The following is a 14,389-nucleotide window of genomic DNA, read 5'->3' as shown; positions in this document are numbered from 1 at the left end:
AGCGTTATCTTATTTATTCTGTCATTATATTTTCATCTTTTGCTAATCTGAATGCCTGCAGTGATTTTGGTAACTGGTAACTGCTCACGGTTTTTTCAATTGCTTTTTCAATGGTGTTTTCACTAAATGGAAAATTTTTCATCTTCACAGCACGCCCTAGCAAATAAATATTGTAATGAACGGCCATCAAATCATTCGGGTACTGTTCAACAAAAAGTACTTCACGACATTGTTCTTTCAAATAATTTACAAGAATAGTTACATCAGGATATTCTGCCACTTCAGCATTTACTGAATAAGGCGCAATGCGGTAATTACCAAAAACTACATCAGAGTTTTTATGCAAAAACAAAAGACATCGTTGCGTTTCAAGTGGTTCAAGTCCAATCAGCAAATCAACGTTGGCATTGCCTGTAAAACCGGTGACATGTTCACCCAGCCCGATACCTGAAGTGACTACGCCGCCGCGCTGTGACAAGCCGTGAATTTCACTTACATTCACCGGTATGTCATCAATCATTGCTGCTTCAACCAGAATGTTGGTGAGAAAAACGACACCCTGTCCACCTACACCGGCAACAATTATTTTTTTATTTTCTCTGCTCATGCCATTGTTGAATTGGTTATCTGACTCGCTTCAACCCATTGTATTGCTCCGTTTGGACAAACATCAATACATAAACCACAAAGCGTACACCTGCTTTGATCTATTTGCACCTTGCCGTTTATTTTCACCATGGCCGGACAACCAAAGTTGTCAATGCAGTGATTACATTTTTGACATGGTTGATGCAGATTATATTTTTCAAAATCTATCAATCCATCCATTGTTGAATGCATGCTCTGTTTTTTCAGATTCAAAGTTGAGGTGTTGAGATTATTCAGTGCTTTCTGCCCTTCATACGGGAATAAATAATTTTCAAGCAGGTGACGCACTTCAACCGCTGCGAGCTTGCCACTTCCAATTGCACCAATCAAACTCATGTGATTGCCTGATTGAACATCACCAGCTATAAATATATTGTCACGATGTTCTTCTGAGGTCATTTTCATGACTCTTCCTTTTTCATCACAACGCAATGATACCTTAATGAAGTCATTATGATCTGCTTCTTGCCCAATAGCTGTGATCAGATAATCTGTATTTACGCTCTGTATTTTTTGATTACCGGTTTCAGCATCGTATAAATCAATTTCGATTTTTTGACTTGAATTCAGGTTGAGTGTTTGAATTTTTGTGCCGGCATAAATAATGATACCTTCTGCTTTGGCGTGCAAGATTTCCTCATCAAATGCAGGCATTTTTTCTTCAGTTTCAAGACATGCCAAAACTACCTGAATGTTTTTACCGCAGCGCTTTGCCGCACGCGCTGAATCTATTGCACTATTGCCTCCACCTAAAATAAATACGGTAGAATTCTCAACAAATGTGATCTGATCTTCATTGTATTTTTTCAAAAATGAAATGGCATCTTCTTGCTGATTTGGAGGAATAGCATCCTGAATGTTCTTCAATGATTTTGATTTAGATAAACCCGTTGCCAGAATCACCGCATCAAATTCTTTGCTCAACTGATCAAGCGTAATATCTGTTCCTATGCGCATGCCAAATCTGAAACTGACTCCCATTTTTTCAAGCTGCATTGCTTCAAATAAATACGAATCTTTATTCATTCTGAATTTTGGAATGACATGGCTTATCATGCCTCCGGCTTTTTGTTCTTTTTCAAAAATTGTCACTGTGTATCCTTGCTGCACCAAGTCATAAGCTGAACTTAAACCTGCCGGACCACTGCCAACAACGGCAACTTTTTTGTTTTTTTGTTTCGCGTTTTCAACTCTTTTTATAGGTGCTGAAAAATCATCAAATATTTCATCTATACCTGAAACTACTTTTTTCAGATATTTGATTGGTACCGGATTGGCCTGGCCTGAAAATAATTCACAAGGACGATGACAAATATCTCCGCATGTTTTTGAGAAAAGCATCTTATCACGCACAATTTCCACAGCATCTTTATAATGTCCTTCACGAATTGAATTGAAGAATCCATGGTTGCAAATATTTGCCGGACATGACTGTGTTAACCCGGGAATCGAAACCTCAGCGGTGAATTTTGCTTTTGCACGTGACAAATTACTCAATGGGGAATAACATCTTGAACAGGCAAGGCTTTTGTCTTCATGATTTGCGCAGGTATTACATTTATTTGGATCAATATAGATGCGCAAATTCTTCTCAACTTTTTCTTTATAATCAGGTAAGAAAATACAAGGTGCCTTTGAAATCAATACTGAAACACCTTTGTGTGCCATGGCTCTATTCAGCTTTTCAAAACTGTCAGTAATATTAAATGGATTGATGTTTTCAACTACTTCAATTCCCATCCCTTTCAACAAAGGTTCTATTTCAATTTCATGATAACGTGAAAGACGTGAAGCGCCGGGATGATCTTGATGACCTGTCATGCCGGTAGTTCTATTGTCAAAAATTACCACCAGAATATTTGCCCTTGTGTAAACCGCGTTCACCAATGAAGTTAATCCTGAGTGAAAAAAAGTACCATCACCCAACAAGGCAGCAACTTTTTTCTCTTTTTCTGTGCCGTGAAATGATTCATACAATCCTTGCGCCATGGAAATACTCATGCCCATGTGGTTTACCGTATCAATCATTTTCAGTGGAGGTAAAGCACCCAAACCAAAACATCCGATATCACCACACATGATGAGTTCTCCCTGCTCACGTGTTACTGCCAGTTTGAGTAAATAGAATGTTGCTCTGTGCGGGCAGCCTGCGCATAATGCCGGAGGTCGTGGTGGTAAATTTTCTACCATTTGAGCTGCATGATCAAGCGGGATATTTTTTTTGAATTGAACTTTTCCTTCTGAAAAATCCTGCAAAACATCACGCAAAATATCAATTGAAAATTCGCCGGTTGGTAATAATCTGGAAAATCCTTTACCCAGAATTTCTACAGGTAATTTATTTTCCTGAACCAGTGTGCGAACTTTTGTTTCAATAAAGGCATCAAGCTCTTCAAGTATGAGAATTTTTTTAAATCCTCGTTGCAAAAATTTGAGCACATCTTGCTCTGCAAATGGATGAACAATTCCTACATTCAATACGTTGAATTGGTTTTGCAGATTATTTTCAAAAATTAGTTCTTTCAGATATTCTGCTGAAACTCCACTGGTAATAATTGCACTATCTGCTTGTGCATTATCGAAGAGCAATTTGCAATTTGTTGTAAGTAGATTTTTTACAGGCTCTGAAGCAAGTTTATCTAATAGCCTGGCATGTGCAGCAGAGGTGCGGGCCGGAATATTAATGTGTTCAGGCAATCGTTCAAATTTTGGATCACGATGAACAGGAGTAAAGTCATGATAAAATAAATTTCCTCTGGTGTGTGATACGCGGGTTGTTGTGCGTACAATAACCGGTAATTTTATTTGTGCAGATAACTGAAAAGCCATGCGCGTCATTTCATACGCCTCATGCGGATTTGCCGGATTGAATACCGGTACTGATGCCATAGGTCCCCAATATCGTGAGTCCTGTTCATTAGAACTGGAGTGACATCCAGGATCATCACATACAATGATGACTAAAGGAGCGCCAATGGTTTGATATGTTACAGACATGAGCGGATCACTAGCCACGTTCATGCCTACATTTTTCATCACGCACAATGCACTTTTGTTACCCACTGAAAATGCAATTGCTTTTTCAAGGGCTATTTTTTCATTGATGCTGTATTCAAAATAAATTTTTTCAGTTGTGAGTTCCGGAAAATCAATTTGGTTTTGTACTTCGTGCTGAAAATTATAGATGTGATTAAATATTTCAGATATCTCAGTTGATGGCGTACCGGGATAGGAGAACACGCCGTCAACACCTGATTCTACTGCACCGCGGACAATTGCTTCATTTCCCATAGCGCATACTTTATGCGGCTGTTTACGCGGTGTGATGATATTAATTGTCCGTTTTTGCATCTAGATTGTGTTTTCGTTTTTTAATCTCGATAGTTCATTTTCTTCTATGCCTGCCTCTTGAAATATTTCAGCATTATTCTCACCTAAACGAGGTGAACAAGGTAAGTGATTTTTATTCTTTTTAAGAAATTCAGTATCACCTGCAGGAGGAAACAAACTCACATCTTTTCCATTTGGTAAGGTAGTTTGAAGCATGGCAGGTTGTATGAATTCTAATTGTGCAACATCTTTAATTGTGTTTACCGGCGCAACAGACAAACTCAATTTTCTGCAATGATCAACAAAGGCAGCGGTGGTGAAATTTTTTGTCAGTTCACCAATTTCGATATACAGTTTGTCTTTTTCTAGCATGCGTCCGGCGTTGGTTTTTCTTTTATCAGAGGCAAGACTTTCAAAGCCGGGTTGTGAAGTGAATTTTGCCCATTGTATATCATTCCCAATTGCCAGATAAACCATGCCATCTTTTGTTTGATAAACATTACATGGGATAAAGCTGCGGTGTTCATTTCCACTGCGCTGAAAAAGTTCACTGTCGCTTTGTACAAAACTTAATTGCGGCAAGGCAGTGATAAGCCAACTTGCTGCGCATTGGGCCATGGATACATGAATCTCTTTTCCGTTTGCGTTATCTCGTTGTTCCAATAATGCCTGCAATACTTGTGTGAATGCTTCATCACCTGCTTTCAAATCAATGATGGGTATTCCGCACGGTACAGGTTTTCCATTGGTTTCTCCGGTTAAAAAAGTATATCCCATCAAAGATTGCAAGGCAGGATCATAACCTGCTGCATCAGGATACTTTGGTCCCATTGCAGAGATTGAACACCAGATTAATTTTGGATTTGCTTTAGATAATGTCTCAAAATCAATACCTAATTGTTTGTAACGTTTGGGCAAGGTATTGCATAGAAAAACATCTACTTCCAATTCTTTAATCAAACGCAATAATAGTTCTTGTCCTTCTTTCTTTTTCAGATTGATGGTGATAGCCTCTTTGCCAATATTAGGTGCAATATAGTATGAATGCAAATCATGGTATCCTAAATCAGCCCCGATGTAGCGATTGGGGTCACCTGCATTTCCACCGCCTTCTTCAGCAGGTGTTTCTAAACGAATGACACGCCAGCCCATGTGTACCATGCGTTGCGTTGCGTAGGGCAGAGCTAACGCTTGTTCAAGACTTATGACTGTAATTGGTTTGCTCATCAGAAGAAAATTGGTTCTTTATATTCTCCGTAAACTTCTTTCATCACTTGCACAATTTCACCCACCGTACAATATACCTTTACTGCAGCAATGATAGATGGCATCAGATTTTTATTTTCCTGCGCATCTTTTTTAATTGTTTCAAGGCAAGTTTGTACCTGAATATTATCACGAGTTGATTTGATGCGTTTCAATTTTTCTATTTGTGCATCTACAGCTTTTTGATTGTACGGGTGAAATTCTACATCTTTTGCTTCTTCATCACGAGTGAAAATATTTACACCAACTTTTGGAATTTCACCACGCTGCACACCCATCTCTCTTTCGTATGCCTGCTTTGAAACCGACTCTTGAATTTTACCCGTTGCAACTGCTTCAACAATACCGTTCCATTTCTCAACGGTTTTCATTTCTTCGCGAATTTCTTTCTCAAACCGATCTGTGAGCGCTTCAACATAATATGAACCTCCAAGTGGATCTACCGTATCACAAATTCCCATTTCGTGAATCATGATTTGCATGGTGCGCAAGGAAATTTCTGCTGAATGTTCTGTCGGAATAGTGTAGGCTTCATCATAACTGCACAAGGCCATGGTTTGTGTGCCTGACAAAGCGCTGATTAAGGCGTAGTATGCACTGCGCACAATGTTGTTTTCGGGTTGCTCCTTGGTTAAGCCTCCTCCTCCTCCGCCGGCAATCATGCGCAACCAGCAGGATGAATCTTTTTTAGCTCCGTATTCTTCACGAATAATTTTAGCCCACAATCTTCTTCCACCTCTGAATTTTGCAATTTGTTCAAACAGGTTTCCATAAATATCAAAATTGAATGAAAGGCGTGATGCAAAATCATCAATGGTAATTCCTCTTTCTAATGCTCCGTCACTGTAAGCTTTGGCAATGCAAAATGCGTATGCCATTTCTTGTACAGGGTTTGCTCCGCTCTCACGTATATGATATCCACACACACTCACAGGGCTGTATTTAGGAACATGCTTAGCACAGTACTCAATGGTGTCAACAACCAATTTTACCGATTTGTCAACCGGAAAAATCCAGGTACCTCTGCCAATGAATTCTTTGAGAATATCGTTTTGAGCTGTCCCTCGCAAGTTGGCAATATCATACCCTAATTTTTCAGCCATGGCAACATACATGGCAATCAATATTATGGCTGTTCCGTTGATGGTAAGTGATACGGTAATTTTATCAAGATCAATATTGCGGAATGCAATTTCAAAATCTTCCAGCGTATCAATTGACATTCCTACACGTCCTACTTCACCAAAAGCTCTTGGATCATCTGAATCAAGTCCGCATTGGGTTGGCAAATCAAATGCCACATTCAAACCTGATTGTCCGTTTTTAATCAGGAAATGAAAACGTTCATTCGTCTCTTCAGGTGAAGCAAATCCGGCGTACTGTCTGATCGTAAATGGCTTGTTTCTATACATGGTAGGATGTATTCCTCTGGTAAAAGGATACTCACCCGGCATCTCATTTTTAATAGATGATTCAGCAATATCATCTGCCGTGTAAACCGGATTAACTTCAAAACCTGATTCTATATGAACAGGTTTTACATTGAGATCTTTTGCTGTTTTTCCCGTTGCTGTTTTTGTTTCTTTTGAACTCATCACACAATTTTTATTTATTCAACAAAGCTGCTCGTGAACTTCTATCAGGCTGCGTTTGTTTTTACAGTTGCTTTCATTGAACTGAAATAGTTTACCACCTCGCTCACTTTGGTGCCGGTAGCAAATGCTTCTGATGCTCCAATCTTTTTCAATTCATTTACATCTTTTGAAGGAATATTGCCGCCAACAAACCAAGGCATGTTTAGTTTTCTTGCTGACATTTCTTCTTTCATTTTTTGCGCTATCACCAAGTGAGTGCCTGAAAGAATGGACATACCAATGATGTCTGCTTTGCAAGCAATGGCTTGATCAATAATTTCTGTAATTGTTTTTCTCAAGCCGGTATATACCACTTCATAGCCGGCATCTTTTAATCCGTGCGCAAGCACTTTCACTCCTACGTCATGACCATCAAGGCCTGGTTTACTTAGTAGTACTTTCATAGGTTTATTTTTTAGTTTTAATTCTTATAAATTTTTCACGTTCCCAGCACAATCACTGAAGCAATAGCTCCGGGTCCTCCAATATTATGTGTCAATCCTCTTTTAGCATTGGCAACTTGTCTTGCGCCTGCATCATTGCGTAAATGGTTGACAACTTCAGTCACCATGCGCACGCCGGTAGCACCCACCGGATGCCCGCAGGATAATAATCCACCACTTACATTTACCGGAATTTTTCCGCCCAGTTTTGTTGCTCCACTGCGTATCATATCTTTTGCTTCTCCTTTTTTGCAGAGACCTAAATCTTCGTAAGTGAGTAATTCAACAATGGAAAAACAATCATGCACTTCAATCAAATCAAGTTCATCTGCAGGATTTGTAATACCGGCTTGTTTGTATGCTTTTGATGCAGCAGTGCGTGTCGCTTCAAATGATAAAAAATCATGATTGGTATCAAAAAAAGGTAAATCCCATCCGGTTGAAATGGAAAGTCCGATACCCTGAATATAAACCGGGCGATGTTTCTTTTTATCCAAATCTTCAGCCCGCACCAAAATCACACAAGCAGCACCATCTGTTGTAGGACAGCTATCCATTACTGTGAGCGGGTCAGCAACCATGGGTGAACATAGTACATCATTTACAGTACAAGCTTTGCGGTGATGCGCCTTATCATTCATTGATCCATGAAAATGATTTTTTACAGATACACCTGCAATATCTTCACGGGTAATGCCAAATTCATGTTGCATTCTTTTCGCATAAATTGAAAATGTACCGGCAGCGGTAAATCCTTTTTGCAAAAACGGATGTCCGTATTCAACCATCATTTTCACGATGCTGTCTTGTGGTTGTCGGTCGCGGAGTTTTTCAACTCCCAAAGCCATGGCAACATTGCATTCGCCGGCGCGCAAAGCATTTACCGCATTTCTGATAGCATCAGCACCTGATGCACAAAAATTAGAAACACGGGTTACGGGTATGTTGTAAAGATTCAAAGGTTCTGCTAAATCCATTCCGCTGCGTCCTTTAAAAACTCCTATTTCAGGAAATGCGGTTGACAACCATGCTGCATCAATTTCATCTAATTGTACTCCGGCATCTTTCACGGCTTGTGTTGCTGCATCACGCACCAGATCATCATAACTCTGATGAAACAACTCACCAAATTTTGTAACGCCAATTCCTATAATCGCGATATCTTTCATGCCTTAATTGCTTTTAAAAAGTAATTTGGTTTTTCATCATGCTCTACCATTTTGCGTAAAACCAATTTGACTGATGATCCAATTTCAACGTCATTTTGATCAGGATACATGGTGTCTGTTTGTTGAACAGTAATTCTGCCACCACCTTCCAAATCAATCACCAGCATGCTTACCGGTGGAAATGAAACCGGAAAATAATGTTCTTTCGTGCAGGAATAAACTTGTCCGTGATTTGCCAGTTGAACTGTTTCAAAATTTTCTGAATGACACTTTTTACACCGCAAGGTTTTGATCAGGTAGGCCGTTCCGCAAGACACGCATTTTTGCGCCTTGAGTCTGATGTATGCTTCTTGCTCACGATCATTCATCATCTCTGAAGAGAACATTTCACGCGTTTTATATTGACGTGAGTTGAAATTGCCTTCTTTTCTTAAGGTGAGATAATCTTGATAAGACTGAATGAGATTAAACTGATTTAATTTTTCTGTCCAGCTTTTTGAGTCGTTTTGTTTAGTACTTATCTGAAGGAAATTTGTTCCGTTTGCATAATCAACTGCCATGATATTTTTTGTTCCGTTTTCAATTTCAGATATAATTTGTAATACGGCATGCACGCATCCTGTATTTCCAATCATGGATGTCAAGCTATCTCGTGAGAATTGATTTTCACCGCATCCGGCTTTCATGAATACAGGCCCGGCAAGTTTTGCGTAAGGCGAATTGAGAATAATTTTATCTGTTCCCGGAAAATCTTTTGCATGTTGTTTCACTAAATCAAACATACAATTTTTAAATCCTGCATCACGCCCGTAGCGAGCATCCATTTTCAGATGCTGGTTTTTATAATCATATTCTTCAGCCGGATGCGAACCATAAGAAATTGCATTGACTATTTCTGAATTTCCGTTTTGATTTGATAAGAGCAAGGCGCATGCCCCGTGACCATGATTAGTATATAATTCATTGCCAATACCTGTATAGTGAACATCTGAACAAATCACCAGTATGTTTTTGAATTGACCTGCGTTGATGAGTGAGTTGGCAAGTATGATTGCATCAGTTCCACTTTTTAATGAATTGACTAAATCAAGCGAATAAAGAGTAGAGGGTAATCCAAGTAAATCACCAAGAAATGAAGCATGATAGCGATTGAAAAATACCGGTGATGAATTTGCAAAAAGAATTGCTTCAGGTTGATTTTTTGAATTGACTAAACATTCTTTGGATGCTTCGTATGCTAAGGTGATGACATCTTCATCGGTATAACATACAGCTCGTGCGGCGTTCTTTTTCCCTTTCGGATTCAGCATCCGATCTTCAATTCTGAAGGCAGGAATACAAGTGCCGTATGCGTGAATAAAACTCATAATCCAATTTCTTTAGCAATATTTATTTTAAGAATTTCTGATGTTCCGCCACCAATCAAGGTAAAGCGTGCATCACGCAGATATCTTTCCAAATGATATTCCACCGCGTAACCGTAAGATGCTAATACCCGACATGCTTCATCACATATTTCATTTGAAATTTCTGATGCATACAGTTTAGCCATCATGGATTCTTTTTGTCGTGGTTTATTCTCATCACTTAACTGTGCAGCATAGAGTGTATAGTGTTTTGCCATTTCAAGTTTTAAAGCCATGTCTGCAAATTTCATTTGAACAGCCTGAAATTTTCCAATGGGTTTTCCAAACTGAACACGAGTTTTTGCATATTCCATGGCTTCTTCAAATGCTGCTTGCGCTACTCCAATGGCAAGTGCGGCAGTCATGATTCTGATTTCTGCCAATATTTCTTTTAAACATTTTGTGCCTTCACCTATTTTACCCAGAATATTTTTTTGAGATAATACAACGCCATCAAAAGCTACTTCGCTGGTGAGAGATGCGCGCACTCCCATTTTTTCAATACTCTTACCAACCATTACACCTTTCAGATTTGCAGGAACAAAAAAGATAGAAAGCTGATCATGATTATCTGTTTTAGCAAGCACGGTAAAAAAATCAGCAACTGGTGCTGAAGTTACCCAGGTTTTTTGTCCATTGAGAACAAAACCATCAGTAGTAATTTTTGCTGTAGTTTGAATGCTCATCAAATCACTTCCTGCATTGGGTTCTGTCATACAGATACCACCAATTTTTTCACCTCTCAAAGCGGCAGCAAAATATTGTTCACGAATTTCATCATTACCGAACCGATAAAGAAAATAAGTACCCATGAGTGATTGCATAGTGCATGCCGCCGCAACACTCAGCGATCCGCGTGCTATTTCCATTACGGCAAGCGAATAGGACACAACATCCATTCCGGTACCTCCGGCTGATTCAGGATATCGCATACCAAAAAATCCCAGGTCGGCTGCTTCTTTGAAAAGCTCAGAGGGGAATTTTTTTTCTTCGTCAAGTTTTGCAGCTTGTGGGCGAATGCGTTTATCAGCAAACTCTCTGAATGTGGCCTGCACTTGTTTTTGTATGTCAGTTAATTCAAAATTCATGTTTGCGATGGTGTCGGTTTATTTTTTTTTTGATTTTTTTCTGAACGAATCAATCATTTCGTTGAGTCGGGTTAGACCTGCTTTCATGTTTTTTTCATCTGGTCCAAATGAGAACCTGATCCATTGCTGAAAGTTTTGTTTTTTAACCGGTTTGGGTTGCACGTCAAAAAAGTAACCCGGCACTGTCATCACTTTGTGGTTTAATGCTTCAAAGAAAAATCGTTCGGCCTTATTAATTGGTGTCGGTAATTTTGAAATGTCTCCCCATAAATAGAATGTACCGTTGGATGGTAAAATATTGATACCCGCTTTGGTGAGTGATTCAACCATGAAATTTTTCTTGCGGCTGAACATGTTTCGCACTGCTTTCGTTTCTTGATCAGCGTAATTTTTTTCAAGCACTTTCATGGTCGCACGTGTCATGGGTTGGCTTGGGCCACCGTCAACTGCGCTGGCTGCACGGTTGATGTTTTCAATGATGTTTTTTGGGCCTACTATCCAGCCAACTCGCCAACCGGGATAGCGGAATGATTTTGTTAATCCGTCTATTAATAAAACAGGATCTTTGTCCACATCATCTATAAATTCAGCTCCTGATATTCCTGCCTTGGCTGCATTTTTTCCTTCGTAAATAAAATGAGAATAAAATTCATCCAGTATTAATGCGCAATTTTTCTGGCGTGCAGTTTTAACCCATGTCGCAAGTTCTTTACCTTGTATTACATATCCGGTTGGATTGCAAGGATTGGAAATGAGTAGTGCTCCAAGTTTGTTTTTTGTGATAACAGATGACAATTTATTAGCCGGAATGTTGAATCCATTTTTTTCAGTTACCGGAATTTCAACACAGGTTATTTTGGACTGATGGTAGGCCATGGTATCCTGATATGCGGTGTACTCAGGATTTTTATAACCAAGTTTTACTTTGCCAAGTGCAGCAAATATGCGTGTGAGAGCAAGTCTTCCACCCATACATACACTTACGTTATCAGCAGTATATTTTGATTTATTTTTTTTGCGATAGAGTCGGTTGTAATGATCGGCTATCATTTCTCTCAAACCTTGTGACCCACTCAAGGGGCCATAAGCCTGATCACCTGGCTCAATGCTGAATGAAGTAATACGTTTGGGTGCTCCTTCCATCTCACCAATTTCAGGTTGACCTTGTCCAAGATTTGACCATTCAGGGTTTCCGTTGTAGAATCCTCGTTTCATGGCTTCTGCTACCACCCAGATAACGCCCATGTAGGGAACTTCACGAAACGCGTTGGTGTTTTTATTTATTCCTTTTTTCATGCGTAATTTATTTTAATCAGGTACTACTGCCATGGCTTCAATTTCAATCAGTGCTGGGTGATCCAATAGGTCAACAACAAAAATCATAGACATACAAGGGTAATGTGATCCCATAATATTTTTCCAGATTGCACCTAATTCTTTTCTTGTTTCCAGATATTGATTTCGGTCTTTGCAGAAGCAGGTCATCTTGCATATATCACTTGCTTGACCACCGGCTTTTTCAACGATGGCGACAATGTTTTTCAGCGCCTGCTCAAATTGTGGAACTAATTTTTCACTGGCAAATTTTTCTTCAGCTGACCAACCAACTTGTCCGGCCATAAATAGTACGCGGCCTTTTTCTGCTAATATTCCGTTGGAGTATCCTTTGGGTTTTAGCCAACCATCTGGTAAAATAATTTCGTGTGACATGATTATTTTTTTAATCCGTAAATTTTTTCTGCTGCTTTTTTTGAGATGACTTCGTTTTTTAAATCAGTGCGCACTTTGTCCTTGTCTCGTTTTTTTGGATTTCCGTAACCGCCGCCGCCTCCGGCAATCTGGTAATAATGCGTGTTGTTTGGAATACCGTGAATCATATCTTTACTCATAGGAATGAGTTTCTTTTTCCCTTTATAATTTTTAGGGTAGGTGAGTTCAATTTTATTTAACACAGATCCTTTACCGCCGAACAATCCGTAATTAGGTTCTACATCTCCATCACCAAAAACTACCATGGTTGTGTCACCACCGCGCAACAGAATTTCAGTTTCTGTTCCTAATCCACCACGCCATTGACCGGCGCCACCTGAATCACATAGGTATTCATGTTTCAGAATAATATGTGGTGTTTGTTGTTCATACATTTCATAATCCTGATCCAATACTCCACCTGATGCATCAATCATTCCAATGTGATCATACCCATCATCACCTTTTAAAGCACCGCTGCCACCTTTCATTCCGAGAAAGCAGATGTCAACATATTTTTTTCCGGTGCGCGGATGATTGCCCGTGAAAAGTGAGCAGAGTAAATGATTCCATCCTGCTGTAATGCGTTCTGGCACTGCAGGACCCAATGCTTTGAAAATGGCATCAGCTACCTGCGGGCACAAGTGATTTCCAAATGTAGTGGCAGCCGGATATGATGCGTTCAAAATGGTTCCCTCAGGTACAATGTATTTAAGTGGTTTTATCATTCCTTCATTATGCGGAATGTCAGGATTCACCATTTGTAAAAAAGTAAGTGTGATGGCTGAACAGGTTGATGTGTAAGTGCCGTTGACAAAGCCTTTGGTTTGGGGTGATGATTTTGAAAAATCAAAGGTGATATCTTCATTCTTCACGGTTATTTCTGTGCGAATTGGAAATTTGGTTCCCTTGTGTTTTCCGTCATAATAAACCATGGAAGCGCCTTTATATACTCCGTTGGGAATGGCTTTGATTTCAGCACGCATCATTTTTTCTGTTGAATCAAAAAGCGCTTGTTTATGCAGTTCGAATGATTCAAGACCATATTTCTCAACAAATGCCTGCAGACGACGTTCACCCAAAGTGCACGCTCCGATTTGTGCTTTGATATCTTCTTGAACCATCTGTAAACGGATGTTTGCAAAAATCAGATTCCAGACATCTTTACGAAGTTCTCCTTTTTCATACAATTTTGTTGCAGGAATCCGAATTGCTTCCTGCCAAACTTCAGTAGCATTTGGGTTGTATCCACCCTGAACTGCTCCGCCAATATCGGCTTGATGCCCTTTTGCAGCTGACCAACCAACGAGTGTGTTTTTGTAAAAGATTGGTTTAAAAATGGCCACGTCATTATTCTGATTACCCATTGAGAACACATCATTGTGAATAATCACATCACCCGGATGAATATCTTTTCCATATTGTTTCAGAATCACCCTGCAAACCGGTCCAAGTGAAAAAGAAAGTATGGGTAGATTTTCTGTTTGTTCCAGCATTTGCCCTTCGGCATCGTACAAACCGGTAACAAAATCTTTTGCCTCACATAAAATGGGTGAACGAGTTGTTTTTGTCAGCGATATACTCATCTCATCTGTGATGGATTTAAACGCTCGCTGAAAAATGGTGATCAGAATTTTATCAACTTTCATTTTAATT

At 39.4% G+C, this 14,389-nt stretch carries 11 protein-coding genes; all 11 read right to left on the bottom strand.

What is annotated here, in order from left to right:
- Positions 1 to 13: 13 nt before the first annotated feature.
- Genes IPH66_09590 through IPH66_09540 form a run of 11 tightly spaced genes read right to left on the bottom strand, consistent with a single transcriptional unit; the run spans position 14 to position 14,382 of the window.
- A complete protein-coding gene (locus IPH66_09590; protein ID MBK7129597.1) occupies positions 14 to 607 on the bottom strand; it encodes a 2-oxoacid:acceptor oxidoreductase family protein in 594 nt (197 codons plus the stop codon).
- Positions 604 to 3,999: an FAD-dependent oxidoreductase gene (locus tag IPH66_09585; GenBank protein MBK7129596.1), complete on the bottom strand. Its 3,396-nt coding sequence runs from the start codon at positions 3,997 to 3,999 to the stop codon at positions 604 to 606. The genes IPH66_09590 and IPH66_09585 overlap by 4 nt, the downstream gene beginning before the upstream one ends.
- Positions 4,000 to 5,205: a CoA transferase gene (locus IPH66_09580; GenBank protein MBK7129595.1), complete on the bottom strand. Its 1,206-nt coding sequence runs from the start codon at positions 5,203 to 5,205 to the stop codon at positions 4,000 to 4,002.
- Positions 5,205 to 6,839, bottom strand: coding sequence for an acyl-CoA mutase large subunit family protein (locus IPH66_09575; GenBank protein ID MBK7129594.1), 1,635 nt, complete (start codon positions 6,837 to 6,839; stop codon positions 5,205 to 5,207). Before IPH66_09575 ends, IPH66_09580 begins: the two co-directional genes overlap by 1 nt.
- A gap of 44 nt (positions 6,840 to 6,883) precedes the next feature.
- Positions 6,884 to 7,282 (bottom strand): cobalamin-dependent protein, encoded by a 399-nt coding sequence (locus IPH66_09570; protein MBK7129593.1) that lies wholly within the window; start codon positions 7,280 to 7,282, stop codon positions 6,884 to 6,886.
- Between the two features lie 35 nt (positions 7,283 to 7,317).
- On the bottom strand, positions 7,318 to 8,490 hold the full coding sequence (locus IPH66_09565; GenBank protein MBK7129592.1) for a hypothetical protein: 1,173 nt from the start codon (positions 8,488 to 8,490) through the stop codon (positions 7,318 to 7,320).
- Positions 8,487 to 9,857: a hypothetical protein gene (locus IPH66_09560; GenBank protein MBK7129591.1), complete on the bottom strand. Its 1,371-nt coding sequence runs from the start codon at positions 9,855 to 9,857 to the stop codon at positions 8,487 to 8,489. The genes IPH66_09565 and IPH66_09560 overlap by 4 nt, the downstream gene beginning before the upstream one ends.
- The gene (locus IPH66_09555; GenBank protein ID MBK7129590.1) at positions 9,854 to 10,984 is read right to left on the bottom strand and encodes an acyl-CoA dehydrogenase family protein; all 1,131 of its coding nucleotides are present in this window, start codon (positions 10,982 to 10,984) and stop codon (positions 9,854 to 9,856) included. Before IPH66_09555 ends, IPH66_09560 begins: the two co-directional genes overlap by 4 nt.
- An 18-nt stretch (positions 10,985 to 11,002) precedes the next feature.
- Positions 11,003 to 12,280, bottom strand: coding sequence for a pyridoxal phosphate-dependent aminotransferase (locus tag IPH66_09550; GenBank protein ID MBK7129589.1), 1,278 nt, complete (start codon positions 12,278 to 12,280; stop codon positions 11,003 to 11,005).
- Between the two features lie 12 nt (positions 12,281 to 12,292).
- Positions 12,293 to 12,694, bottom strand: a complete 402-nt coding sequence (locus tag IPH66_09545; protein ID MBK7129588.1) for a RidA family protein — start codon at positions 12,692 to 12,694, stop codon at positions 12,293 to 12,295.
- Positions 12,695 to 12,696: 2 nt separating this feature from the next.
- The gene (locus IPH66_09540; protein ID MBK7129587.1) at positions 12,697 to 14,382 is read right to left on the bottom strand and encodes a hydantoinase B/oxoprolinase family protein; all 1,686 of its coding nucleotides are present in this window, start codon (positions 14,380 to 14,382) and stop codon (positions 12,697 to 12,699) included.
- Positions 14,383 to 14,389: the final 7 nt, after the last annotated feature.

The organism is Crocinitomicaceae bacterium (genome assembly GCA_016708105.1).
Classification (GTDB): Bacteria; Bacteroidota; Bacteroidia; order Flavobacteriales_D; family Crocinitomicaceae; genus JADJGJ01.
This window is presented reverse-complemented; position numbering and strand designations above follow the sequence as displayed.